General features: G+C 71.0%; 20 protein-coding genes. 11 read left to right on the plus strand and 9 right to left on the minus strand.

Features of this window, described 5'->3' with window-relative positions; genetic code table 11:
- The first annotated feature begins 28 nt into the window (after nt 1–28).
- The 6 genes from MICAU_RS19750 to MICAU_RS19775 all read left to right on the plus strand — a co-directional run bounded on the left by MICAU_RS19750 (nt 29) and on the right by MICAU_RS19775 (nt 6,396).
- Complete coding sequence (locus tag MICAU_RS19750) at nt 29–2,947, plus strand: AfsR/SARP family transcriptional regulator (RefSeq protein ID WP_013287121.1); 2,919 nt, start codon at nt 29–31, stop codon at nt 2,945–2,947.
- A 65-nt stretch (nt 2,948–3,012) separates the two neighbouring features.
- Entirely contained in the window at nt 3,013–3,249 is a 237-nt protein-coding gene (locus MICAU_RS19755) for a hypothetical protein (protein WP_013287122.1), read from the plus strand.
- 70 nt (nt 3,250–3,319) lie between these two features.
- Entirely contained in the window at nt 3,320–3,802 is a 483-nt protein-coding gene (locus MICAU_RS19760; RefSeq protein WP_013287123.1) for a hypothetical protein, read from the plus strand.
- A 3-nt stretch (nt 3,803–3,805) separates the two neighbouring features.
- Nucleotides 3,806–5,584 (plus strand): ABC transporter ATP-binding protein, encoded by a 1,779-nt coding sequence (locus tag MICAU_RS19765; RefSeq protein WP_013287124.1) that lies wholly within the window; start codon nt 3,806–3,808, stop codon nt 5,582–5,584.
- Nucleotides 5,581–5,892, plus strand: a complete 312-nt coding sequence (locus MICAU_RS19770) for a S24/S26 family peptidase (RefSeq protein WP_013287125.1) — start codon at nt 5,581–5,583, stop codon at nt 5,890–5,892. Before MICAU_RS19765 ends, MICAU_RS19770 begins: the two co-directional genes overlap by 4 nt.
- 3 nt (nt 5,893–5,895) lie before the next feature.
- The gene (locus MICAU_RS19775) at nt 5,896–6,396 is read left to right on the plus strand and encodes a MauE/DoxX family redox-associated membrane protein (protein WP_041799049.1); all 501 of its coding nucleotides are present in this window, start codon (nt 5,896–5,898) and stop codon (nt 6,394–6,396) included.
- On the opposite strand, the gene MICAU_RS31995 is transcribed toward MICAU_RS19775, so the two are convergent.
- Entirely contained in the window at nt 6,347–6,565 is a 219-nt protein-coding gene (locus MICAU_RS31995; protein ID WP_083791333.1) for a PEP-utilizing enzyme, read from the minus strand. The genes MICAU_RS19775 and MICAU_RS31995 overlap by 50 nt on opposite strands.
- A 151-nt stretch (nt 6,566–6,716) precedes the next feature.
- Complete coding sequence (locus MICAU_RS19780; protein ID WP_013287126.1) at nt 6,717–9,665, minus strand: DUF5005 domain-containing protein; 2,949 nt, start codon at nt 9,663–9,665, stop codon at nt 6,717–6,719.
- A gap of 329 nt (nt 9,666–9,994) precedes the next feature.
- Here MICAU_RS19780 and MICAU_RS19785 point away from each other — a divergent pair, with 329 nt between their 5' ends.
- The 3 genes from MICAU_RS19785 (at nt 9,995) to MICAU_RS19795 (ending at nt 15,650) form a co-directional block, all read left to right on the plus strand.
- Nucleotides 9,995–12,994, plus strand: a complete 3,000-nt coding sequence (locus tag MICAU_RS19785) for an AfsR/SARP family transcriptional regulator (RefSeq protein ID WP_013287127.1) — start codon at nt 9,995–9,997, stop codon at nt 12,992–12,994.
- Between the two features lie 282 nt (nt 12,995–13,276).
- Nucleotides 13,277–14,509: an acyl-CoA dehydrogenase family protein gene (locus MICAU_RS19790; RefSeq protein ID WP_244879629.1), complete on the plus strand. Its 1,233-nt coding sequence runs from the start codon at nt 13,277–13,279 to the stop codon at nt 14,507–14,509.
- A 7-nt stretch (nt 14,510–14,516) separates the two neighbouring features.
- A complete protein-coding gene (locus MICAU_RS19795) occupies nt 14,517–15,650 on the plus strand; it encodes a nucleotide disphospho-sugar-binding domain-containing protein (protein WP_013287129.1) in 1,134 nt (377 codons plus the stop codon).
- 77 nt (nt 15,651–15,727) lie between these two features.
- Here the strand turns inward: MICAU_RS19795 and MICAU_RS19800 are convergent, their stop codons facing one another.
- The 3 genes from MICAU_RS19800 to MICAU_RS19810 all read right to left on the minus strand — a co-directional run bounded on the left by MICAU_RS19800 (nt 15,728) and on the right by MICAU_RS19810 (nt 17,580).
- Nucleotides 15,728–16,147, minus strand: a complete 420-nt coding sequence (locus MICAU_RS19800) for an ester cyclase (RefSeq protein ID WP_013287130.1) — start codon at nt 16,145–16,147, stop codon at nt 15,728–15,730.
- Between the two features lie 69 nt (nt 16,148–16,216).
- Nucleotides 16,217–16,969, minus strand: coding sequence for a class I SAM-dependent DNA methyltransferase (locus MICAU_RS19805; protein ID WP_013287131.1), 753 nt, complete (start codon nt 16,967–16,969; stop codon nt 16,217–16,219).
- Nucleotides 16,966–17,580 (minus strand): NADPH-dependent FMN reductase, encoded by a 615-nt coding sequence (locus MICAU_RS19810; protein WP_013287132.1) that lies wholly within the window; start codon nt 17,578–17,580, stop codon nt 16,966–16,968. The genes MICAU_RS19805 and MICAU_RS19810 overlap by 4 nt, the downstream gene beginning before the upstream one ends.
- 155 nt (nt 17,581–17,735) lie before the next feature.
- Between MICAU_RS19810 and MICAU_RS19815 the strand changes: the two genes are divergently transcribed.
- Nucleotides 17,736–18,944, plus strand: coding sequence for a nucleotide disphospho-sugar-binding domain-containing protein (locus MICAU_RS19815; protein ID WP_013287133.1), 1,209 nt, complete (start codon nt 17,736–17,738; stop codon nt 18,942–18,944).
- A 163-nt stretch (nt 18,945–19,107) separates the two neighbouring features.
- Here MICAU_RS19815 and MICAU_RS19820 read toward each other — a convergent pair whose 3' ends face one another.
- Entirely contained in the window at nt 19,108–20,544 is a 1,437-nt protein-coding gene (locus tag MICAU_RS19820; protein WP_013287134.1) for an NDP-hexose 2,3-dehydratase family protein, read from the minus strand.
- Between the two features lie 127 nt (nt 20,545–20,671).
- Nucleotides 20,672–21,781, minus strand: a complete 1,110-nt coding sequence (locus MICAU_RS19825) for a DegT/DnrJ/EryC1/StrS family aminotransferase (RefSeq protein WP_013287135.1) — start codon at nt 21,779–21,781, stop codon at nt 20,672–20,674.
- Between the two features lie 178 nt (nt 21,782–21,959).
- Between MICAU_RS19825 and MICAU_RS19830 the strand changes: the two genes are divergently transcribed.
- Entirely contained in the window at nt 21,960–22,670 is a 711-nt protein-coding gene (locus MICAU_RS19830) for a class I SAM-dependent methyltransferase (protein WP_013287136.1), read from the plus strand.
- 15 nt (nt 22,671–22,685) lie between these two features.
- Here the strand turns inward: MICAU_RS19830 and MICAU_RS19835 are convergent, their stop codons facing one another.
- A complete protein-coding gene (locus MICAU_RS19835; RefSeq protein ID WP_030268087.1) occupies nt 22,686–23,672 on the minus strand; it encodes a Gfo/Idh/MocA family protein in 987 nt (328 codons plus the stop codon).
- A gap of 84 nt (nt 23,673–23,756) precedes the next feature.
- Nucleotides 23,757–25,712: an AfsR/SARP family transcriptional regulator gene (locus MICAU_RS19840; protein ID WP_013287138.1), complete on the minus strand. Its 1,956-nt coding sequence runs from the start codon at nt 25,710–25,712 to the stop codon at nt 23,757–23,759.
- Nucleotides 25,713–25,761 lie beyond the last annotated feature (49 nt).

The following is a 25,761-nucleotide window of genomic DNA, read 5'->3' on the forward strand; positions in this document are numbered from 1 at the left end:
AGGGCGCAGACCGCGCTAGTTTTGCGCCGTGCGTGGGTATCGGATCGGCATCCTCGGTCGGATCGAGGTGAGCGTCGACGGTGTGGCCGTGTCGCTCGCCCCGCTGGAGCGGGCACTCGTCGCGAGCCTGGCGGCCCACCACGGACGCATCGTCTCCGTCGACCGCCTGATCGACGGGCTCTGGCCGTACGATCCGCCCACGGGGGCGCGCAACCGGGTCCAGGCGGTCGTCGCCTCGGTCCGCCGCGGCGCGAAGCCGGAGCTGATCCTCACCCGCTCGCCCGGCTACCAGCTGAACCCCGTGGCGGTCGTCGACTCGGCGGAGTTCGCCGCCGAGGTAGCGGCCGCCGCGGCCACCGCCGATGCCCGCCGCGCCGTGGAGTTGCTCGACCGGGCGCTGGCGCGCTGGCGCGACGACGCGTTCGTCGACGTCGGGTCGCGGCTCGTCGAGTACGAGCGCGATCGGCTTCGTGAGCTGCGCGAGCACGCGACAGAGCTGCGCGCCGAGGCACTGCTCTCGCTCGGTCTGCACCGGGAACTCGTGCCGGAGCTGACCACGCTGGTCCGCGACCGACCCCTGCGGGAGCGGCTGCGTGGCCAGCTGATGGTGGCCCTGCACCGCAGCGGCCGACAGGCGGAGGCGCTCGCCGTGTACCGGGCCGGGGTCCGGGTGCTGGCGGAGGAGCACGGCATCGACCCGGGGCCGGAGCTGCGGCAACTGCACCGGGAGATCCTCGGCAGCGAGCAGGAGACGTCCCCGCGGGGGTGGGTGCGCCCCAACCAGCTTCCCGGAGTCACCGGTGACTTCGTCGGGCGGGACAAGGAGCTGGGGCTGCTGCTGTCGTTGCTGGGGCGCACCCCGACGGTCGCCGGGGTCGCCCAGGTGATCGTCGTGACCGGGCTGGCGGGAACGGGCAAGACCACGCTGGCGCTGCGCGCGGCCCACGAGAGCCGGCACCGCTTCCCCGGGGGGTGCCTCTACGCGGACCTGCGCGGCAACACCCCGGATCCGGCGCGGCCCGGCACGGTGCTCGGCGCGTTCCTGCGCGCCCTCGGCGTGGCCGGCGAGGCCATCCCGGCGGCGGCCGAGGAGCGCGCGGCGCTGTACCGCTCCGTGCTCGCCGACCAGACCTTGCTGGTGATGTTGGACAGCGCGGCGGACGCGGCGCAGGTGCGTCCGCTGCTGCCGCCCGGCGGCAGCGCTGTCGTCACGAGCACGGGAGCGCTGCCGGGGCTGGCGGGCGCCGAGGTCGTCCCGGTCGACGTGCTGCCGATCGACGACGGCCTGGACCTGCTGGCCGGGCTCGCCGGCGGCGAGCGAATCGACCGGGAGGCCGGGGCCGCCGCCGACGTCGTGGAGCTGTGCGGTCGCCTGCCGCTGGCGTTGCGAATCGCCGGCGTGCGGCTGGCCGAGCGGGAGGCGATGACCGTGGCGCGGTTACGCGAGCGGCTGCGCGACGAGCGACGGCGCCTCGACGAACTCTCCCTCGACGGGCTCGACGTGCGCAGCAGCTTCACCGTCGGGTTCGAGCGGTTGCCGCAGCCCGCCGCGCGGCTGCTCGCGGTGCTCAGCCGCACGTCGCTGCGCAGCTTCGGCATGTGGGACGAGACCACCGAGCCGCTGCTGGAGCAGCTGTGCCGGGCCCACCTGCTGACCGACGACGCCAGCGGCCGGGTACGCATGCACGACCTGGTCAGGCTCGTCGCCCGGGAACGCACCGAGGTCCCCGTCGACGAGGTCGTCGCGTGGTACGCACGGCTGCACGCGTACGCCGAGCGGGCCGACGCGTCGCTGCCCTGCGGGGCCCTGCCGGTGGCCGGCGCGGGGCCGGCGCTCGACGCCTGGGAGGCCGTCGACTGGTTCGAGGCGGAGCGGGAGAACCTGGTCGCAGCGGTGCAGGACCTGCTGCGGCTGGGCGCCGTCGACCTGGCGGGGCGGTTGGCCTGCACGATGGGCAACTTCGCGACGATGCGCAGCCAACACCTGCCCGAGCTGGTCGACTGTCTGCGCGCCGTGCTCGACCGCCACGCCGAGCTGCCGTCGGCGACCCGGATGTCGCTGCGGCTGCACCTGGGCACGGCGTACCGGTCGCTGAACCGGCACGCCGAAGCCGTGCCGCTGCTGCGCGCGGCGCAGCGGGCCGGCCGCGGGCGGTGGGTGGCGCACCGCCTCGTCGCCCTGCAGGGCTACTCGCTGTGCTGCCGCCACCTCGGCAGGTTGCGGGAGGCGGACGCCGCGCTGCTGGTGATGGTGCGGCTGTGCGCCGCGCACTGGCCGGTCGGCCGCGTCGGCGGGCACGTGCTGCTGGCCCTCGGCATGCAGCACGGGCAGTACCGGCTCACCTCCCCGTTCGCCTTGGACGCCTGCGCTGCGGCCCTGCGGGTCTTCGTCGACGACGGCGACGTGTGGGGCGAGGCGCTCGCGCGGGAGACCATCGGGCTGCTGCACCGGCACGCCGAGCAGTGGCCGCCAGCCGTGGAGCAGCTTCGGCAGGCGGTGGCCGCCGCGCGCCGGCTCGGCGACCGGATGAGCGTGACCACGGCCGAGCAGGCGCTGGCCGCGACGCACCTCGCGGCCGGCGACGGCGAGGCGGCACGGCGGCTGCTGCGGCGTACGGTGCTGGCGTTCCACGAGCTGCGTCACGAGTGGGGCGAAGCGATCTCCCGGCGGCTGCTCGGCAAGGCGCACCTCGAGGAGGGCGACGCGGACCGGGCGGTGGTGGAACTGGAGAGTTCGGTGGCGATGCTGCGCGGCGTCGGGCAGCCGTTCCCGCTGGCGAACTCGCTGCACCTGCTCGCGCGGGCGCAGGCCACCCTCGGCAGGCACGACCGGGCCGTCGCGCTGGGCGAGGAGGCGCTGCACATCTTCGAGCACTTCGACTCCGCGTACGTCGACGACCTGCGCGAATCGCTGACGCGTTGGCGGAGCGCAGCCGGCGCGCAGTAGGAGCGCAGGGCGCGCGCAGCGGCACCCAGCACAGTGATGGCAGTCACCCACCAAGGAGGTCTGCCATGACCAAGCTCATCAACCGCGTCGGCGACGCGATGCTCAGCAAGGTGCTCGGCCGCGAGGTGGCCGGCGCCTGCGTGCCGGAGCACGGCCAGTCGTGCTGCGCGGTGTCCAACGGCTACTGCTCGGGCGGTTCGTACTTCCGCTACTACCGGCGGAGCACCCTGTCCTGCACCGGCGTGTGCTCGGTCACGACGTCGTCGCCGATCTGCTACACGAAGAAGGTCGGCGTCTGCTGACCTGGCTCATCCTCGGGGGCCGCGCCGTCGGCGCGGCCCCCACTCCCCGCTGACTCGTTGAGGAGTTCCCATGCCGGGTTTCGCCTACGCCGCCATCGCCGTGATCGGCGCGGTAGCCGTGCTCAACCTCGTCCTGACCCTGGCCCTCGCCCGGCGGCTCCGGGAGACGCAGACCGCCACCGCCCACGACGGCGGGGCCGCCCCCGAGGTGCTGCCCGCCCCGGGCCTGGAGGTCACCGGCTTCCCGCACGTCGACCTGACCGCCGGTCGGCGCACGGTGGTCATGCTGACCCCCACCTGTCCACCGTGCCAGACCATCCTGGACACCCTCACCGTCGACGCCCGGCGCTACCGCCACGACACCTTCGTGTTCATGATCGGCATGCCGGAGGACACGGTGGAGATGGCGCCCCGCCTGGCCGACTTCGACACGGCGACCATCAACGAGGACCAGGCGGAGAAGGAGTTCGGGGTCAAGGGCTTCCCCGCCGTGCTGTCGGTCGTCGACGGCGTCGTCGTCAACTCCAGCCACCAGCTTCCGGTCCTGGCCTGAGACGTGGCCACGCTGCGAGCCGCCCTGCGACTGGGCTGCGCGGACCGCAGGGCGCTCGCCGCCACGGTCGCCCTCGTCGTCATCGGCGCGGCGCCCCCGATCGGCGTCGCGTGGTTCACCAAGCTGCTGTTTGACGAGGTCGGCAGGGGCCGCTCGGCCGACCCGTCAACCGCCACCTGGTACGCCGTGGCGATCGCCGTCCTGGGCGCGTTGGCGGCGATCGCCAGCCGGGTGTCCGGATACTTCACCACGGCCCTGCAGAACGCGATCACGATCGCCGCCGACGTGCGGCTGTACCGGAAACTGAACACCTTCGTCGGGCTGGGCCCGTTCGAGCAGCCGGCCCTGCGCGACCGGCTGGCGCTGGCCCAGCAGGCCGCCACCCAGGCGCCGTACGTGGTCGTCATGTTCGCGGTCGACGTGGCCCAGAACGTCGTCACCATCGGCGGCTTCGCCGTGATCCTGACGTCCCTCTGGCCGCCGGCCGGTCTGCTCCTGCTCGCCGTGGCGGTGCCCGACTTCCTCATCCAACTGCGACTGTCCCGGCGGACCGCGCGGGCCGTGGAGGAGAGCGCCAGCCTGTTCCGGGCCCGGTTCCTGTTCCAGACCGTGCTGACCGACCTGCGCGCCGCCCGGGAGGTGCGCCTCTACCACCTCGGCCGTTTCTTCCACGACCGGCTCATCGGCGCGGTGCGCTCGGCCGCCGGGATCGAGCTGGCCGCCGCCCGGCACACCACGACGGTGCAGGCGTGCTGGGCGTTGGCCGGCGCCGCGGTGACCCTCACCGCGACGGTGTTCGCGGTGAACGCCACGGTCCGTGGCCGGCTCAGCCTCGGCGACCTCACCCTCCTGCTGGCCGCGTTCACCGCGGCGCACAGCGGCCTGGCCGGCATCGCCGCCCAGCTCGGCGAGGCCGGTGCCGCCATGCGGCTGTTCCGGCACTACGTCGCCGTCCTCGACAGCCCCACCGACCTGGTCGACGGAACCCTGCCGGCGCCGCCGCTGCGCACCGCGATCAGGTTCGAGGACGTATGGTTCCGCTACGACGAGGACGGCCCCTGGGTCCTGCGGGGCGTCGACCTCACGATCACCGCCGGGCAGGCCGTCGGGCTCGTCGGACTCAACGGGGCCGGCAAGAGCACCCTGGTCAAGCTGCTCTGCCGGTTCTACGACCCGGACCGCGGCCGGATCACGTGGGACGGGGTGGACCTGCGCGAGCTGCGGATCGAGACGGTGCGCCGGCGGATGGGCGCGGTGTTCCAGGATTTCATGTGCTACGACCTCACCGCCGAGGAGAACGTCGGCATCGGCCGGCTGCCGCACACGACCGAGCAGGTCGCCGAGGCCGCCGCGCACGCCGAGATCCACGACCGCCTCCGCGCCCTCCCCCACGGGTACGCCACGCTGCTCAGCCGCACCTTCGCCGGCCAGGACGGCGAGCCCGGCGTGACGCTCTCCGGCGGGCAGTGGCAGCGGGTCGCGCTCGCCCGGTCCCTGATGCGCGCCGACGCCGACCTGCTCATCCTGGACGAGCCCAGCTCCGGGCTCGACGCGGACGCCGAGACCCGCGTGCACGCCTCGCTGACCCGGATCCGCCACGGCCGCACCGGGCTGCTGATCTCCCACCGGCTCAGCACCCTGCGCGACGCTCGGCGCATCGTCGTGCTGGACGCCGGGCGCGTCGTCGAGTCGGGCACGCACGACGAGCTGATGGCGGCCGGCGGTGAGTACGCCCGGCTCTTCCGCCTCCAGGCGGACGGCTACCAGCTGGCGGCGACATGACCGGCTGGCTGCGCCGCCGCTGGCGCCTCGTGGTGGTGAGCGGGCAGAGCATGGCGCCGACGCTGCGGGACGGCGACCGGCTCATCGTCCGCGTCGGCCGGGCGCCCGCCGTCGGTGACCTCGTCGTCTTCCGGGCCCGCGACGTCGTCCCCGCCTCCGACCTGACGTGGATGGTCAAGCGGGTGCACCGGGTCGAACCGGACGGCGCCGTGACGGTACGGGGCGACAACACCCACAGCCAGGACTCGCGGCATTTCGGCGCGGTGCCACCCGAGGCGGTCCTCGGCGTGGTCAGAGGGAGGCGATGACAGATGTACGTCGAGATCGGGTGCCGGGTGCTGCTCGGCACGGTCCTGCTGGCGGCGGCGGTCGGGAAGGTCTCCGGCCGCGACGCCTACCGCGAGTTCACGCGCTCCGTGCGCGACATGGGCTTCCGGCCCGCCGGCCCGCTCGCCGCGGCCGTGGTCGCCGCCGAGTTCACCGCCGTGGTCCTGCTGGCGGTGTTCCCGCTGGCCGGATTCCTCGCCTCGGGCGCCCTGCTGCTCGCCTTCACCGCCGCCATCGTCGCGAACCTGCGGCGCGGCGGCGGCACCTGCCGCTGCTTCGGCCGCACCGCCGCGCCCCTGGGCCGGCACCACGTGTGGCGCAACGCGTTCCTCGTCGCCTGTGCCGTCGCCGGCGCGCTCGCGCCGGCCGGTGCCGTACGCCCCGGCGAGGCGGTCCTGGCCGGCACCGCCGCGCTGGCCGTCGGCGTGCTGGTCGTCATGCTGGACGAGCTGCGCTACCTGTTCGGCGTCGCCAGCCGCACGTGACACAGCCGACCACGGCCGGGATGCCGAGGGTCCGGGCCGGGATCGCGGTGTGGCTGGTCGGCCCGCCCTCGGCGGTGACCAGGCCTGGTTCGAGACCGGCGGTGTCGGCGCACGCCAGGTCGCCGGCGATGAGCAGGTACGGGTGGCCGGGGTCCGGCACGCCCGGCATCGGCGGCCCCAGGCACGCCGCGACGTGGGGCCCGCAGGTCGTCGAAGTCGCTGACCCCACGTCGCGGTCGCGCTCTTGGAGGCACACACCGGTACCGGTGATGCCCGATGGCTCCGCCGGGCGTGTCCTACGCCCGGCGGAACCGCAGTGGTTATCCGAGGACGAACCGGAAGAAGCGGGGGCGGTAGATGCCCGGATCGCGGTAGTGGTCCGCTTCCGGGGAGACACGGGTGTCCATGCTGTTGACGTTGTAGGAGGCGATGAAGGTGTCACCGGAGCTGAGCGCGGGGTGCACGTGGGCGTTGTAGGAGATGACGTTGGGGTTCCAGTAGCTGCCGTAGGGGCCGGGTTCCGGCATGCGGTAGACCGGGGTCTTCTGGGTGAAGGGGCCGTACGGTGAGCAGGACGTCCAGGCGTTGATCTGTCCGCTGAACGCCTCGGTGCTGTCCTGGCTGAGGAGGAGGAACTGTCCGCCCCAGGGGGTGACGCTGTACTCGTTGGCGATGCCGGTCAGCAGGTTGCGGGAGTTCTGCTCGCGGAGCGTCCAGCCCCACGGCGTGTGGTACTGCCAGGTGCCGTTGGCGAGGTCGCTGCCGTACACCCGGGCGATGCGCATCTGCTTGTTGATCGGGGAGTCGTCGACGCCGTAGACGTAGGTGTAGCCGTCGCCGCTGCGGCTGGCCGGCAGCAGCCCCGAGCCCCAGGCGACCCCGCTGGCAGAGGGCAACTCCCGGACGCTGACCGGGGTCCGCAGGTTGGACAGGGCGAAGTTGGCGACGACGTTGCGGTTGAACCGCCAGTCCCAGGCGCCGGAGCCGAACCGCTCGTACTCCTGGTACACGACTTGAAGTTGTCCGCCCGAGAGGTGGCCGTCACCGACCCAGTACCACTTTCCGGGTCCGGACGGCGGCATCAACGCCCGAGGCGCCCCGGCGGTGCCGCCCTGGTAGGTGGTGAGGCTGCCGCCGTTCTGCACGACGAAGGTGTTGTTGACCAGGGGGGCGCTCACCGGGCGGGTGCCGTCGCTGTTGAGCGGGCCCATCCAGGTGTCGGAGAACAACCAGACGATCCGGCCGTCGGGCAGCTTCACCGAGTACGTGGAGTCGCCGCCGGTCCAGCCGTCCGGCGTGCTGGCGGCGTATCTGTTGAACGCGCCCTCCGGCTCGACCGTGGTCTCGACGCTGTGCACCGAGAGCGGGCGCAGCGCGCACGAGCGGGCCGTGAGTGGCAGCACGCTCTCCACATTCGTGGTGAACGTCTTCGGGCTGCTGTCCGCGTCGGCGGAGTGGATGTCCAGTTCGGTCCAGGTGGTCACCAGAGTGGCCACCATGGGGTACGCGAAGTCCGGCACCGTGATCAGTCCACCCGCGTCGGGATGGCGCACGGTGTGGATGCTCGGGTACTTCGCCAGCGTGCCGGTGCTTCCCGTCGGCGACCAGACGACGACGGCAGATCTGCGGTTGGCGTCCCTGGTGGTGTCCACCATCAGTGTCGAGCAGTATCCGCAGCTCGCGTCGCCGGAGTTCCTGACCGCGCGGAAGTCGTGGTAGACAGCACCGCCCTTACGCAGGATGTCCTGGTACTCCGCCTGGGCGCCGGCGGGCGTCGAGTGACTCTTACGGGCCGGTCTGGCGCCCCCGAGGGCGTCGTCGCTCGTCCCGCTCGCGCCGGTGAGGTTGCTGCGCCACAGGCTCGCGTCGGAGTCGGAGTAGCCGTAGATGCGCCAGGCGTCCACGGTCGGGGCGGGCGCGGCGTTCGCCTTGGCCAGCCGGTAGTTGGCGATGTGGTAGTTGAGGAGCATGTCCGCGAAGTTCAGGCCGTAGCCCTCAGCGGTGTGCCGGATCGCCTCGATCGGCAGATGGTCGTGGTCCCGGATGCTCTCCCACGTGCGTCGCACGAAGGAGGCGTCGACCTGCTCGGTGAGGTAGGTCGGCAGCAGGAACGCGCCATACTGCGGACCGCCGCCCAGCCCGCCCCAGGAGTTGAGTGCCGCCCCGGGCTTGCTGAGCACGTCGTAGACGTTGCGGGCGTACAGCTTCTCCTCGCCGGGGATGGGCACGTACGGCGCCCGGACGTAGGTCTGGTGGGTCGCCCACTCCGCGGTGGCCTCCATCCACCAGTTCATCGAGCCGAACTCCTTGCCACCCACGAAGAGGGCCAGGTAGTCCAGGCCGACGTCGGACCGGTCCCAGTACTGGTACTGCATGACGTGGAACAGCTCATGCCGCGGCAGGTAGTCCCAGTCGTCCTGCCCGTTGGGCACCAGCATGGTCGCCTGCTGGTTCAAGCCGAACGGCAGGACGAACGGCGCGTCGATCGGCAGGCCGACCCCGCCGACGATCGGAATCTCGTCGACGCCGTAGACCAGCACCCAGGGCTTGCCGTCCCGCACGGGCAGCGGGTAGCCCATCTCGCGATACTCGTCGACGGCGATCGAGAGCGCGTTCAGCAGATGCTGCACCGCCTTCGCCCGGCCGTTCGGGTTGGCGTCCGCCGGGATGCCCGGCCTGCCTCCACCGGCGATGTTGTAGAGGACGAGGAACTCGCCGGCCGACGCCCGGCAGCGATAGGTGACCCCGAGGTAGTCGTACGGTTCGGCGGCGCAGTCGTCGTAGCCGGCGGCCGTGGCGGCGCCGGCAGGCACCGCGACATCTGGCGCGATCGTCCGCGCCGCCTCCGGATCGGCGCTCGCCGCCAACATCGACAGGTATGTCAGATATCGCTGCGGGTCGCGGATGGCCCCGGTCGGTCGAAGGTGCGCCGGCACCGACCGGGGCGAGCGCACCGCGCCCAGGCCGTACCGCACCGCGTCGTCGCGGGAGAGCTTCCCCCGGTGGTACGCCGAGAGCACGCGTTCCCCGGGGCCGAAGTCGGGCGGGGCGGCCGTCCTGCCGGTGGCGGTGCTGAGCGGCGCCTCCTTGAACGGCGTCGGTTGCGGGACCGGCGGGGCGGCGACTCGCGGTTCGGTGTGCGGCGGCGCGACGGCTCCCACGGCGGCTGGCGCCGCGGCCGAATCGGGCGCCGCCTGCGCGGCGCCACTGGTCAACACGGCCGCTGCCAGCACAACTGTCGCGCTGAGCAGGGCCAGGGGGTCTCTCATCGCACTCCCTCTGTTGGATGACCGGCCGGTGCCGGTGCCGTCCGGCGGACGGCGCGTCGGGCCGGTGGATCGTTGTGCTCGGCCAGCAGGCATCGCACCCCGGCGATTGCGTCGCTCATCGCCCCCCCGGATGAGCGCACCGGACTCTGCGCACCCTTCGTCGCTCGCGGCCACCCCGTGCTGGCCGCGCCGCGAAGCGCACGCTCGTACCGCCCGCTCACTGTCAGCGGGCTCGACCATAATCAGGGCCGGCGCATGCAGCGATCTTGCAAAATGCTTGCAGAGGAGTCGCGCCGGCCCGCACACGCAGCGACGGCAGGGAAGTGCACATGGAGTTTCGGGTCCTCGGGCCGGTGGAGATCTGGTCCGAGGGTGTCCGCGTCGCCATCGGAGGACGACAGCCCCGGTTGCTCCTGGCGGCGCTCGTCCTGGAGGCCAATCGACCGGTACCTGCGGACCGGCTCATCGACCTGATCTGGGCTCAGGCGCCCCCACCCAGCGCACGAGCGACGGTGCAGGCCATGGTCTCGCGCCTACGGGCCACCTTCCGGCAGATCGGTGCATCCGCGCAGCTGCTGAGCGAGCGCGGCGCCTACCGGCTGCACGCCGATCCGGCGACCGTCGACGCACACCGCTTCTCCGCCCTCGTCCAGCAGGCCGCAGGCTCTTCCGACGATCGCACCACCGTGGAGTTGCTGGACCAGGCGCTGGACCTGTGGCGAGGTGAGCCACTGCTCGACGTCGTCGACGATTCCGGACGCCAACTGCTCTGTTCGGGTCTCATCGAGGCCGGCTGGACGGCTGCGGAGGACCGGGCGGACGCGCTGCTGCGGCTGGGTCGCACGAGGAGAGTGGTGCGCGAGCTGTCCGACCAGGTGGCCGGACAGCCCTATCGGCACCGCCTCGTCGGTCAGCTCATGACAGCCCTGTATCTCGAGGGCCAGGCCGATCGAGCATCGGAGGTCTACCGCGATCTCCGCACCCGGCTACACGACGATCTCGGCCTGGAACCGTCACGCGAGCTCAGCCGCCTGCACCGGCTCATCCTCAGGGGCGATCCGGTGCTGCCGGCGGAACGCGACGACGCACTGCCGAGCGTCCCGCACCGTCCGGAAGAGCTGCCACAGGACGTGCCAGGTTTCATCGGTAGAACTGACGAGATGACCCGTCTCGACCAGCTGTCGGGCGGATCCAGCGCCACGACGGTCTGGGTTCTCAGCGGAATCCCCGGAGTCGGAAAGACGGCGCTGGCGGTGCGCTGGGCGCATCGGGTACGTGACGCCTTCCCCGACGGTCAGATGTTCATCGACCTGCGCGGCTTCGACGTCGAGCGCCCACCCGTCACACCGTCCGCCGCGCTCGGACAGCTACTCGGTGGGCTTGGTGTCGACCCCCGCGTCGTTCCGGACGATCAGGACGGCCGGGTCTCGCTGTTCCGCTCGACGATGACCGGCCGCAGGATTCTGCTGGTGCTGGACAATGCTCGTGACGCTGACCAGGTGATACCACTGATCCCGCCCAGCGGCACCGTGCTGATCACCAGCCGTCGTCGGCTCGGTGAGCTGGTCGTCCGGGCCGGCGCCCGATCTCTGCTGCTGGGCGTGCTCAGCCCGACGGACTCCGTACGGCTGCTGGCGGCGATGCTCGGCGACGAGGCCGTCCGGGTCGAGGCCGGCGCCGCGGCCCGCCTCGCCCACCTCTGCGGGCACCTGCCACTGGCACTGCGGATAGCGGCAGCGAACCTGCAGACGAGCGGCCATCCCCACATCGCCGGACTGGCCGAGGAACTCGACGAGGGCGGTCCTCTCACCAGCCTGACCGTCGACGGTGCCGACGAGGGCGCGGTCACGAAGGCCTTCGCGATGTCGTATCGGGCCCTGCCCACCGCACAGCAACGAATGTTCCGTCACATCGGGCTGGTCCCCGGTGGCAGCTTCACCCCCCACGTCGCCGCCGCGCTCGAGGGGGTCGCGCCCCCCATCGCGACGAGAACACTTCGCGCCCTCGCGTCCGCACACCTGATCGAGCATCAGGGAGGCGACAGATACCGGTTTCACGACCTGCTCCGCCAGTACGCCGTGGACCGGCTCGTCACGGAGGACGACGACACCACCCGTCACGACGCCCGGCAGCGTCTGCTTGAGCACTATCGCAGCAGGGCCGACGCCGCCGGACGTCAACTCATCCCCCACTTCCTCAGGCTCCCCGGGCCCGTCCCGCAACAATCGTTTCCGGATGCCGACGAGGCGTCGGCGTGGCTGGACGCAGAAGCAGCCAATGTCATCGCGGCGATCAACCACGCCGCCGACCACGGGCATGCACGCTTTGTCTGGCAGCTCACCGACGCCCTACGCGCCTGGTTCCACCAGCGTGGACGCCGCGCCGAGTGGCTGTCCGCGGCCACCGGAGGGTTGGCCGCCGCCCAGGCCGCGAACGACCTGACAGCCCAGGCCAGCATGCACCTGAGCATCGCCCTCGCCCACGTCACCGCCGGCCGGTACGAGGAAGCCCGCCAACACCTCCTCGACGGCCTCCGCATCAACGCCCATGACCGGTGGCCGGAGGGACGCACGGCCCTGCTGAACAATCTCAGCGCGGTGCACCAGCGCCTCGGCAACCCCCGAGCCGCAATCGAGTGCGCCCAACAATCCCTGGAGCTCAACCGGCAATACCGCAACGACGGCGGCGAGGCCATGTCCCTCGCCAACCTCGGCTTCGCACACTGGCAGCTCGGCGCGCTGTCACAGGCGGACCAGCACATCCGGGACGCACTAGCCTGCGCGGAACGGAGCGGCTCGCGGTACAACGAAGCGGTACTTCTGGTCGACCTCGCGGGCATCCGCCGCGACCGTGGAGACCGGGAAGCCGCCGAGGAGCTGTACGACCGGGCGCTGGTCGCCAACCGTGATCTGGGCTATCAGTACGGCGAGGCGACGGCACTCAGCGGACGTGCGTTGTTGTGGTCGATGACCGGCCGCGCACCACGCGCCTGCGCCGACGCGCGACAAGCAGTGGCGTTGACCCAGGAGATCGGCGACGCCGGCACCGAGGCGTGGGCACGCGAGGCTTACGGCCGCGTGCTGCTGGCCGCTGAACGGCCGGCAGAGGCAGCCGAGGAACACCGCCTGGCGCTCGACCTGGCCCGGCAGACCCGGTTCGTGTGGTGCGAGGCGAGTGCCCTGGTGGGGCTGGCGGCGGTGTGCCTGGCCACCGAGCAGCCCGACGTCGCTCGCGAGCACGCCGAGGCCGCGCTGCGCATGGCGATCGAAGCCGGCTACCGGCTGATCGAGTCGCGCGCGCTTGGACTGTTGAAGACGCTCGACGACTGAATCGTCTTGACCGGGCCCACGTACGGCGGCGGCCAACCCGGCGAGATACCAGGCAACAGACTCCCTGTTCCGCTCTGGATGGGTTTCGGGGGCGCCATCCAGGGCTACGGCGGGCCGGCCGACGTCCGTCGCGTTGGTCCCTCGAATCCTCCTTGACGGCGATCATGCCGCTCCAGTGAGGCTCAAATCGTCCGGAGCAGAGTCGGATGCATCTGACGCACACGGTCACAGACTGGAGCATGGATGACCACCACGCCTGTACGAGCACCGGCGGCCGGGGAGTTGCTGGCACCGGTCAGCAAGGAGGGGCAGGCGTTCCTTGACCTGCTGGCCTTGCACATTCCGTACGTGCGGGAGGTAAGCGGAGCGCACGACCGGGACGGCACATTCCCGTTCGAGGTGTTCGATCGCTTTCGCACCTCGGGGGTGTTGGCCGCCACCGTTCCCGCCGAACTGGGCGGTCTCGGGGTGAGCCACATGCACGACGTGGCGCTCGCGCTACGTACCCTCGCCGAGTTCGACGCGTCCGTCGCGCTCGCGCTGCACATGCAGCTCAGCCGTGGGCTCACCCTCACATACGAGTGGCGTTACGGCGCGCCGGAGGCGCAGTCCCTCGCCGAGCGGCTCATGCGTTCGGTCGGCGAGCGCGAGGCGATCATCTGCGGCGCGGTCAAGGACGCGCCGCGTGCCACGACCAGGCTGACTCCGGCGCCTGGCGGAGGTTGGTTGCTCAACGGTCGCAAGACCCTGGTAAGCCTCGCGCCCGCCGCCACACACTTCGCGGTATACGCCGAGGTGCACGTCGACGAGGAACCGCTCCGCCTCGCCGCGCCGGTACTGACCCGCCAGACGCCCGGCCTCACGGTCCTCGACAACTGGGACGGCCTCGGCATGCGCGGCTCGGGCACTGTCGACATCGTCTTCGACAACTGCCCGATCGCAGCGGAGGACGTCCTCCCCAGGGCCGCCGTCGGTGCCCGCCAGGACGCGGTGCTCGCTGGGCAGACGGTCAGCTCGGTCACCATGCTCGGCATCTACGCCGGGATCGCGTCGGCGGCGCGCAACGTGGCCGTCGACTGGACCGTCCGGCGCCGGGTCGACCCAGGAGCGGCGGTCCGGACGCTGCTCGCCGAGATCGAGGCGCGATTGTTCGCACTGCGCTCGTCGGCCGCCGCCGCGCTACGCAATGCCGACGAGCTCGCATTCGACTTCTCGGTCGACGCCGATGAGCGCGGCCGCCGGATGATGACCCCGTTCCAGTGCGCGAAGCTCATGGTCAACCAGCTCGCGTCAGACATTGTTGATCGCTGCATGACGGTCGTCGGTGGCGCCTCCTTCTCGGCCCGGCACCCGCTCGCCCGCCACTACCGCGACGTGCGCGCCGGCCGATACATGCAGCCGTACACCTACGTCGACGCGATCGACTACCTCAGCGGCCAAGTCCTCTGCTTCGACCAGGACAACGACTACGTCAGCGCCCGGGCGATCAGAGCCCGGCGCGAGCCGTCCCCTTAGGAGAGCCATGCGCGTCCTGTTCATCCCGTCCCCCGGGCTCAGCCACATCCTGCCCACCGTGCCGCTCGCCCGCGCCCTTCAGGCCGCGGGCCACCACGTCCGGTACGCGGGTGGCGGCGACATCCATGCCGTCGCCGAGGCCGGTTTGTGTGGCGTCGACGCCTCGCCCGGCGCCGACTACGCGAAGTTGTTCATCCCCGACGAGACCGACGGCGTCGACCCGATGCACTCCGACGAGGCGGGCGTCGCTGATCTCGCAGCCATGTTCGCCCGGGTCTCGGGGGCCGTGGTGAACGGCGCGCTCGCGTTCGCGAAGCAGTGGCGGCCGGACCTGGTCGTGTACACCCCGACGCAGGGTGCCGGGCCACTCGTCGCCGCTGCGCTCGGGATACCCTGCGCCGAACTGCCGCTCGGGCCGGCCGACGGTGAGGAGCAGCTGCCATCGCTGATCCGTGCGGCGATGGCCACCGACTACGAGCGGCACGCTGTCGGCGGCTCGCCCGGTACCCGGGTCCGGCTCATGCCGATGGCGCCGAGCATCGAGTCATTGTTGCCCGGTCCGCACACGCCGGGTGCCTGGCCGGTGCGGTACCAGCCTTACAACGGCGGTGCGATCCTGCCGGAGTGGCTCGTGGAAGCGCCGGCGCGGCCGCGCATCGCGGTCACGCTCGGCACGATCGACGCCCGCTGGGGTGGGATCGCCCAGCTGGCCCCGTTCATCGAGGCCGCCGGTTCTGTCGAGGCCGAGTTCGTGCTCACTCTGGGCGGCGGTGATGAGGCGCTGCTCGGCAAGTTGCCGCAGAACGTCCGCGTCATCGAGTGGCTCCCGCTTGGTGTGCTCCTGGAGTCCTGCGCCGGGATCATCCACCACGGCGGCAGCGGCACGATCATGACCGCGCTCGTCGCCGGGGTGCCGCAGTGTGTGATCCCGCAGGGTTCCTTCCAGAACATCGGGCGCGACGTGCTGGTCAAGCGAGGCATCGGCTTCTCGACCAGTTCGGCCCAGTTGGGTCCTGCAGAGTGCCGGCGGCTCCTCGAGGACGACTCGATGCGCGAGGCGGCTCGGGACGCGGCCTCCGAGGCCGCCACCATGCCGCCGGTAGCCGACCTCGTTCCCCGGTTGGTGCAGCTCACCAGGTGAGCCGGTACGCGAAACGGCCTCGCCCGCGGCGACCGGACGAGGCCGTTTCACACTGCCGGCGCTGCCCGGCGTGACGCTCAGAGCGCCGGTGCCGGGTGGCCGAGTTCCCGGAACAGCGGGGCGAAGTCGAATATGTCCCAGTGCTCGACGACCTTGCCCTCCTCGTTGAAGCGCAGCTCCTCGAGGTAGTGCCAGGTGACCTTCCGCCCGGTCGCCGGTATCCCGGCGAACTCACCGCTGTGCGTGGCGGTCGCGGTCAACCGGAGCATCACCCGGTCGCCTTCCGCGAGGATGCTCTTCACTTCGAGTCGCAGGTCTGAGAAGGACACCAGCGAGCCACGCATCGCCGTCAGGACGAGTTCAGTGTCGTGCGGCTCGCCGTCCAGGTTGTAATGCGTGACGTCGGGCGCCCAGTGCTCAGTCACCCCCGACACGTCTGCCCGGTTCCAGGCGGCGACCATCTGCAGGCAGCGATTCTTGTTCTCCAGCGGCGACATGCCAACTCCTCATGCTCTGGGGTCTGCCGGGTTGCCGCCGATGCTGGCACCCGGCGCTCGGAAAGGGCTTCAGTCCTCCTGGTGTCCGGCACAGCCGACGAAGAGGCCACGGCCCGACTGGCTGCCCTCGAGGTAGCGCACGCTCAATCCCGCGCCCCGGAATGCCTTCTCATACGTGTCGCGGGGGAAGAGCGTGATGCGATGCTGCTCGACGAAGTGGTGGACGCCGCCGGTGGGGCGAGCGACGATGTAGTGGACCTCCATTCGGGAAGCGTCGCCGTCGCGCTTGGAGTGCGAGACGCGTACGACGGTCGTCCCGTCGGCCTCGACGAGGGAGGCCGACACGTATCCGTCGAGGTAGGTGTCCGGGAACCACCAAGGGTCGATCGCGACCACACCGCCGGGCGAGAGGTGCGCCGCGAAGCGCCGCAGGGCCGCGTTCAGCTCCTCGACGTCGGTGAGGTAACCCACGGAGCCGAACATGCAGGTGATCACGTCGTACCGCTCGCCGAGATGGAAGGAGCGCATGTCGCCGTGGTGCACGACCGCCCCCGGGATGTTCGTGCGGGCCGCCTCGACCATCGCAGGGGACAGTTCCAGGCCCTCCACCCGGTCGAAGAGCCGAGCGAACGCGCGCAGGTGCGCACCGGTGCCGCAGGCGACGTCGAGCAGGGTCGCAGCGCCGGGCAGCAACGCCCGCGCCTGCTCGGCGACGAACGCGGCCTCCTCGTCGTAATCCTTGCCTCGGGCACGGTGCACCAGCTCGTACACCTCGGCCTGTTCCTCGCCGTACATGCCGGCCGCCGGCACCGATGTCGTCATCGCCGCGCTCCCGCCACCGTCGGCCGCACCCGACGGCGGGCGGCGACGAGTACCTGATCCAGCAGAATCTCCAGAGCGGCCCGAGTACGGGGGTCGGCGGGCGCTCCGGTCGTGTCCAGTTCGGCGCGCTCACCGGGCAGGGCGAGGCCGAGCGGGGTCGGCCAGCCGCGCAGCGCGTGCGCGATGGTCCGCAGGGTGGCCAGGGTGGAGTGCGCGCCCTGTTCCCCGGAGGAGATGGCAACGCAGCCGATCGGCCGGTCGCTGAGGAACGGCTCACGGGCGTCGGCGAGGTCGTTGGCGTAGTCGAGAGCGTTCTTCAGCAGGCCGGAGACGGTGCCGTGATACGTGGGTGAGAGGAGCACGACCCCGTCGGCACGGGCGAGGGCCGCCACGATCCGTGGTACCCGCTGCGGCCCGTCCCCGCGGTGTGGCCGGTAGAACGGCAACTCGAGGTCGGCGCCGCGCAGGCACGTGACGACGGCTCCCTCCTCGGCGCATCTACCAGCACACCACACGGCAAGCCGGCCGGTGCGCGACGATGCGCACAGCGAGCCACCGATGAGTACGACCTGGGGAGCCGGATGGTTGCTGCGGTGGGGTGGTCCAGGCATCGACGGACCTCTTTCTGTCGTGCTGAACGTCGTGTCATGGCGACTCTGCCCGGCTCCGGTCGGCGACGCATCGACGCCCGCTCGAGCACCTTTCGACCGGATGTGGCCAGGATGGCGACGCGCAGGCCGTGCGCATCCGTACCGAGGGAGCTGCGGTGAAGGTCCTGTTCACGGTGTCGTCCTGGCCCACCCACTACGCCGTGATGGTGCCGATCGGCTGGGCACTGCAGGCCGGCGGGCACGAGGTGCGCGTTTTGTGCACCCCGTCGCAGGTAGCGCCGCTGTGCGCAGCGGGGCTGACTCCGGTGCCGATTCTGGACAGTCCGTCGGACGAGATCCGGCTCCGCCTGCAGTACTTCATGGAGGCGGTCGACGGGGTATGGCCGTACCCGTGGCCGCCGTTGCATCCGATCACCGGCGCGCAGCTGGACGGCTTGGACGACTTCGACCTGACCGGGTTTCGCGAGCGTCAGCTCCCGGAGGTCGCCGCCCGGGCCGCGGCCAGCTTCGACGCCGCGGTCGAGTACACGACGGCGTTCCGGCCGGACTTCGTGCTGCACGACCCGGCGAGCCTGGAGGGCCTGCTCGCCGGCCTCGTCACCGGCGTCAAGACGGCCATGGTGCTGTGGGGTCCGGTCGGTCCGGCCGAACCAGAGCACATGCGGATCGTGCCGGATGACATCAGCGGCTCCTTCGCCCGCTACGGTCTCGGCCCGTTCGACGCCGGCATGATCAAGACGGTCGTCGACCCGTGCCCGTCATCGGTCGAACCGCCGCTGGCGGCCGAGCGGCTGCCGGTGCGCTACGTCCCCTACAACGGCACCGCCCCGGCTCCGACGTGGCTGCTCGAACCCATCGACCGTCCGCGGGTCTGCCTGTCCTGGTCGACGGCGTTGCGCTCGATGTCGGGTCCCCGCTCGTTCGTGCTGCCCGAGGCAGTGCGTGCGCTCGAAGGCCTGGACGCCGAGGTGGTGCTCACCGCGACCGCACAGGACGTGGCCGAGCTCGGCCCGGTGCCGCCGACGGTGCGGGTACTCGAGCGGCTTCCGTTACGGCTGCTGCTGCCGACGTGCTCAGCGGTTGTCCACCACGGAGGCGGCGGCAGCACCCTGACCTCGCTCTGGGCGGGCGTGCCACAGGTGCTGCTGACGTTCGCCTCCGAACAGGCCGCGTCGGCGACCCGGGTGGCCGCCGCCGGCGCTGCGGTTCAGCTACCGGGTCACCTCGTCGACGCCGCCGCGATCCGCCGTGCCATCGACGAACTGCTCGCCGACGGGTCGTACAGGCGGTCGGCCGTGCGGCTGCGCGGAGAGATGGAGCAGCGGCCGACGCCCGCGGATCTCGTAGACCTGATCGGCGTCTGACTCTCTGCTTCCTCCTCCGTGACAGCTCTCCGGCTCCCTGACGGCGATCATCGAAGCTGCACGTGTCGAGCGGACCGGCTGGCGGCACTGCGGATACGGCTGCGGTTGCCGCTCAACGACACCGACGACCGCCCCGCCTGACCGCCGGGCGGCCGGCGGGTGCTCAGGTGATCAGGCTGTGCAGGCAGGCGAGCATGCTGCGCGCCTGGACGCTCAGGTAGTGGCTGTGTCGCAGCAGCGCCACAAGCTGGTGCACGGCGATCCAGCGGAACGCCCGATGCTCCAGCTCGGCGCCGCGACTGGTCTCGACGATCATGTACCGGTTGAGCGCGTGGAAGAATCGACCGCCCTCCTCGGACAGCACGGTGTCGAAGTGGATCTGGTCGGCAGGCGCGTCGAGAAAGTCTGGGAGGAACCGCGGCCGGTCGCCGGGTGGCAGCATCTCGTGGTTGCCGGGGATGCACTGCACGGTGGGACCGAGTTCGACGACGTCGAGATACCCGGGCTCGACTCTGGCCTGCACGAGGACGTGCAGCACGCCGCCGATGTCCTGCACCAGGAGTCCGATCAGCCCGGTGCCGACCGGCTCGATCATCGGCTGCGTCCAGTGGGCGACCTCACGCCCGCCCGCCGAGACGCCGACTCCGATGACCGAGAAGAACCGGCCGCTCTCGTGGACGATCGCGTCCTCAGTCCGATGCCAGCCGGTCACCTCGTTCAGCGGGATCCGCCGGGTCTCGACGTCGAGCCCGCAGCGCATCTCGGTGATCCAACTGAGGACCTCGCCCGTGGTGTGCAGACTGCCGGCGGTCTCGTCGCAGGCACGGATCAGCGACTCGCGGATCGCGCCGCCGCCGGACAGCACCCTGTGCACACCGGCGCCAGCGAACGGCAGGCATGACAACACGGTGCGAGCGTCCATGTTCACCAGATCGTCTGCGCTGAGCAAGGCATGGATCTGGCCGAGCGTGAGCCAGCGGAACCCGTCCAGCACCTCGACGTCCCCGGTCACCTCGACGACCATGTTCCGGTTGCGCTTGCGGTAGAACCAGGACCCCTGCTCGGACTGGCGTACATCACCGATCACCCGGTGCATACCGGGGTGGCGGAAGTAGTCCAGGTACGGCACGGCACGGCCGTTGTGTACCCGCGTGTAGTTGCTTCGGGTCGCCTGTACGGTCGGCGACAACTGCAGGCCGTTGCCGTTGCCCGGTTCCACCTTCGCCTGCATCAGGAAATGCAGTACCCCGTCGAACTCCTTGGCGATGATGCCGAGAATTCCGATCTCCGGCTGGTGGATGATCGGCTGGCGCCAGTGGGCGACCGGCCCGCCGGGAACCGCCACGTCGATGCCCTGCACCACGAAGAACTTGCTCAGGTCGTGGCGGATGTCGCCGGTCGCCGGGTCGGTGTGCCAGCTCTTCAGCGCCGACAACGGAATCCGGCGTACGTCGGTGTACGCGCGCCGGGCGAATTCGTCAAACCAGCCCCGGACGTCCGCAACGCCGGCGCCGTCGCGGACGAGAGCCGAGCGGGCTAGGCGCAGGTGGATCGGCTCACGATCGACCCGTAACGTCGTGGCAGGGGGCAGGACAGGCATGCGGCAGTCCTCCGTCGTCGTTACCAAGTGCGAAGTCTCGACGGTCGCGCACCCGTCACGGGTAACCGCCGACGATGGCTGGATCCGCGCTCTACTGGCGCGCGAGCAGGCTCGCGCACCGGCCCGGTCACAGCTTGGCCAGAACCTTTTGGAGCGCATCGATGATCCGGTCCTGCTTCGCCGGCTCCAGCGCGGGATACATCGGCAGCGAGAAGATCTCCCCCGCCAGCTTCTCCGTGATCGGCAGGGCGCCCTCGGCATAGCCCAGATGCGCGAAGCCGGTCATCGTGTGCACCGGCCAGGGATAGCTGATGTTGAGGTTGATGTCGTACTCGCGCAGAGCGGCGATGATCTCGTCCCGCCGGGGATGGCGCACCACGTAGACGTAGTAGACGTGCTCGTTGTGGGGTGCGACCACCGGCAGCGCGAGGTCCGTCCCGGCCAGCGCGGCGGCATACCGGTCGGCCACCGCCCGCCGAGCCGCGATGTAGCTGTCCAGCCGGCGCAGCTTGCGGCGCAGGATCTCCGCGTGGACCTCGTCGAGGCGGCTGTTGTGACCGGGCGTCTCGACGACGTAGTAGCGCTCCTCCATGCCGTAGTACCGCAGCCTGCGCAGCCGCCGGGCCGTCTCGTCGTCGTCGGTGACGACCGCTCCCCCGTCGCCGTATGTGCCGAGCACCTTGGTGGGGTAGAACGAGAACGCGCTGGCGTCACCGGTCGTTCCGGCCAGCCGGCCGCGGTGGCGCGCGCCGTGCGCCTGCGCGCAGTCCTCCAGCAGGATCAGATCGTGGGCGTCGGCGAGTGCGCGCAGTTCGGTCAGGTCGACGCACTGTCCGTACAGGTGCACCGGCAGGATGCAGGTGGTCCGCGGGCCGACCACGCTGCTCACCGCTGAGTTGTCCATCAGGTACGTGTCACTGTCGACGTCGACGAAGACCGGCACCGCGCCGACCGAGTCGATCGCGACGATCGTCGGCGCTGCAGTGTTCGACACCGTGATCACCTCGTCGCCCGGGCGGACCCCGGCCGCCTGCAGCGCGAGCTTGATCGCGTTCGTGCCGTTGTCGACGCCGACGCAGTGGGCCATCCCGTGCCAGGCCGCATACTCCGCCTCGAACGCCTTTACGCTCTGGCCCAGCACCAGTTGACCGGACCGGAACACGGTGTCGACCGCGTCGAGGATGTCGTCCCGCTCGGTCTCGTACTCGCCGAGGTAGTCCCATACGTTGTCGCTCATCGATGCGCCGGCCCCTCATCCGTTCGCTGCGCCAGGCTAGGTCGGCACGACGTTCGCAGCACGCGCTCGGGAACCGCTGCAACGCGGCTCGATACACCTTGGTGAGCCGTTCAGCACGCCGCGAGCGGGCTCTGCCAGGGTTCTTGGCCGACACCCTCCCCTTTTCGCAGGAGCGCCGATGTACAGCGCCGATCTGGCCGACGTGTACGAGCGGATCTATCAGAGCCGGGGCAAGGACTGGGGCGCCGAAGCCGTCCTCGTCGACGAGGTCGTGCGCCGGCACCGCCCGGCGGCGCGCACGCTGCTCGACGTCGCCTGCGGAACCGGGGCCCATCTCGAAGCGCTGTCCCGCCGATTCGCGCACGTCGAGGGCCTCGAACTGGCCGAACCGATGCGGGAGCGGGCCAGGCTGCGGCTGCCCGGCGTCCACATCCGGGCCGGCGACATGCGCGACTTCGACCTGCACACCACCTTCGACGCGATCACGTGCATGTTCTGCTCGATCGCGTACGTGGACACGGTCGAGGAGATGCGCGCCGCCATCGGTTGCATGGCGCGGCACCTGGCGCCCGGAGGGGTCCTGGTCGTCGAGCCCTGGTGGTTCCCTGAACAGTTCATCGAGGGCTACGTGGCGGGTGACCTGGCCCGTGGTGAGGACCTCACGATCGCCCGGATCTCCCATTCGACACTCGACGGCCGGGCCACCCGGATGGAGGTCCGGTTCCTGGTCGCCGACGAGTCGGGTATCCGCGAGTTCGTGGAGATCGACCGCTTGACGCTGTTCACGCGTGAGGAGTACGAATCAGCTTTCCGCGATGCCGGATGCTCGATCGAGTTCCTCCCCGGCCCGCCGACCGGGCGCGGCCTGTTCGTCGGTATCCGACAGTGAGGGCGTGCGGCACCGTCATCCGGCCGCACGCAGCATTCTCGCCGGGGAACCGGTCACGCGTGCCACGTCGCGGACCGCCTCGACCAGTTGGGCCTGCCGCAGGGTGGCCCGCTCCTCGATCGGCCCGTCGACACCGGAGCGAACCGCCTGGACGAACGCCCGCACCGCGTTGCGTACCTGCGGGTCGGCCGGCATCGCCAACTCGGTGGCCTGATCCTGGCGTTCCACCCGGACCGGCGGTTTCAGCTGGTCCGGCGGCGTGAACGCCCGGTCGACGGCGATCCGGCCGGTGCTGCCCCACAGCGCGTACTCGCACCGGTAGGAGTGGTCGAAGCCGAACGCCAGCTGTACCGCCACGCCGTCCGGCGCGGCCAGCAGGGCGGATCCGGCCACGTCGACGCCGGTGGTCTCGTCGTACCGCAGCGTGGCGGCGAGCACCTCGAGTTCCGGCAGGAACAGCTGCGCCGCCCGCAGCGGGTACACCCCCACGTCGAGCAGTGCGCCGCCGCCGAGGGCCGGCTGGTAGCGGAACCCGGCCGGATCGAGTGGCGGCACACCGAACGAGCTGGAGAACACCTGCAGCCGGCCGATGGCGTTGGCGGCGACCATGGCCCGGACTGCGTCGTGCTGCGAGTGGTGCAGGAACATGAAGTTCTCGGCGAGGACACGTCCGCGTTCGCGGGCGACGGCCATCAGTTCGACCGTCTCCACGTGCGTGGTGCACAACGGCTTCTCGGCGAGCACGTGTTTGCCGGCCTGCAGCGCCTCCGCCACCCACTCGTAGTGCAGCCGCGGCGGCAGCGGGATGTACACCGCCTCGACGTCGTCGCGCTTGAGCAGATCGCGGTAGCCGGTCACCGCCGCGCAGCCGAACCGGCCGGCGACCTGTTCGGCCTTGGACCGGCTCCGGCTGGCCACCGCGACGACCTCGACACCGTCGAGCCCTGCGATCGTGGGCATCAACCGCCGGATGGCGATGTCGGCGCACCCGAGCACGCCCATCCGAAGCACAGAACCGGATCCAGACAACGGGCACCTCTCAGCGCGGGCGTACGTGCGAACCAAGGCGACCCTGGCGGGCACGCCTCATCGGCTGCTCGACACCCGCTCGATCGGGTTCGGCGGCAACTTACGCATCGTCGACAGCACCGAGTCGAGCCGTTCCCGGGCGTACAGGTGCGCCACCCTCGGGAACGAGTAGTGCAGCTGGTCTCGGGCGCCGGGTACGACACTCACCTTCAGCAGGTGGTTGTCGGCGAACCGCTCCAGGAGCCGCTCCGCCGGCGGGACCTCCCAGCCGAGCAGGTCGGCTACGGCCTCAGCGGTGAACTCCCCGTGCGGCAGCATGCTCAGCAGCCGGAAGGTGCTCTGCTCCACCCGGTTGAGCAGGTCGTAGCTCGCGTCGTATGCCGATCGCACATCCAGCTCGCCGAGGCACAGCTCGTCGAGTACCTCGCGCGATCTCTGCAGATGCTCGGCCATGCCGCTGAGCGAGCGGGCCGGTACCGCGGCGAGCCGCGCGCCGATGCACCGCAACGCGAGCGGCAGCCGGCCCACCATGTCGACGAGGGTGCGGGCGGCCCGCTGTTCGCGATCGACACGGTCCCGGCCGATGATGCGGGCGAGCAGCTCCAGACTCTCGGCGTGGTCGAACACGTCGAGATCGATGTTCCAGAGGCCGCCCAGCCCGTACAGGCGGCGACGTCCGGTGACGACGACCGCGCACCGCGGGTCGCTCGGCAGCAGTAGCCGCACCTGGTCGACGGAGGCGGCGTCGTCGAGAAGCACCAGGAGTCGTCGTCCCGCCGTCGCCGACCGGTACGTCTTGCACCGCTCGGTGAGGTCGTCGGGGATGTGCTCCTCCGCCAGACCCAGCGTCCGCAGAAAGCCGTGCAACACCTCGGCCGGGTCCAGGGCCCGGCCTGAGGAGCCGTTGAGGTCGGCGTACAGCTGACCCCCGGGGTACGAGCGCCGCAGCCGGTGCGCCAGGTGCGTCGCGAGGGCGGTCTTGCCGACACCGGGCATGCCGGTGATGAACCCGATGCGGGTCGCGGTCCGCGACCCGACGTCCGCGTCCATCGCGAGGTGTGCGCCGAGTTCGGCGAGTACGCCGGCCCGTCCGGTGAAGTCCGCGATGTCGGTCGGCAGCTGGGCGGGCCGCGGCAGCTGACTCGCCGGGGCGGTGGGCACGGGCCGGGGCTGTTCGGACACCGTCCGGCGACCCGGAGCCGGCTCGGCGGGCGTCTGCCCGCCGGCGACGATCCGCTCACGTGCCGGCGGCCCGGGCTGGCTCGGCACCATCGGGGCGTCGGACAGCAGCGAATGGTGCAGCGCGCCGAGGGCGTGGCCCGGTTCGAGCCCAAGGTCCTCGATCATTCTGCCGCGCAGGGTCCGGAAGACTTCGAGGGCCTCCTGACGGCGGCCGGAGCGGTGCAGTGCCAGCATGAGCGAAGCGTGCAGCTGCTCGTCGAGCGGGCGGGTGAGGACGAGGGCTTTCAGTTCACTGACCAGCTCGTTGTGCCGGCCGAGGGTGAGATCGGCCTGAATGCGCAAATCGAGGATGCGGGCCCGGAGTTCTTCGAGGCGGGTCACGTACGAGGTGAGCAACGCGCCGGGCACCACGTCGACCAACGCGGCCCCGCGCCACAGGGCGAGGGCACGGCGCAGCGTCGTCGCGGCCCGCTCGGCGTCATCGGCCTCCAGTAGCGCGCGTCCCTCGGCGGCGTCGGTCTCGAACCGGTACAGGTCGACCGCCTCGTCCGGGACGTTGAGCAGGTAGCCACCCGGTTTGGTGGACAGGATCGGCTCCGACCCGCACCCGACCAGGGCCCGGCGCAGCTTGTACACGTAGGTCTGCAGGGTCGTCATCGCGCTTGCCGGAGGGTCCTGCTCCCACAGCTCGTCGATGAGCTCGCCGGTCTGCACGAGGGCGTTTCGACGCAGCAGGAGAAGCGAAATGACCTGGCGCGGCTTGGGTGCGGTAGGAACGACCTCCCGTCCGTTGGCGTACATTTCCAGAGGCCCGAGCACTCGAAAGTCCATTGAGTCCCCCAAACTCGACGTTCGGTGTAGACGAGGTCGAGCGTAAACG

Source organism: Micromonospora aurantiaca ATCC 27029, assembly GCF_000145235.1.
GTDB classification, from domain to species: domain Bacteria; phylum Actinomycetota; class Actinomycetes; order Mycobacteriales; family Micromonosporaceae; genus Micromonospora; species Micromonospora aurantiaca.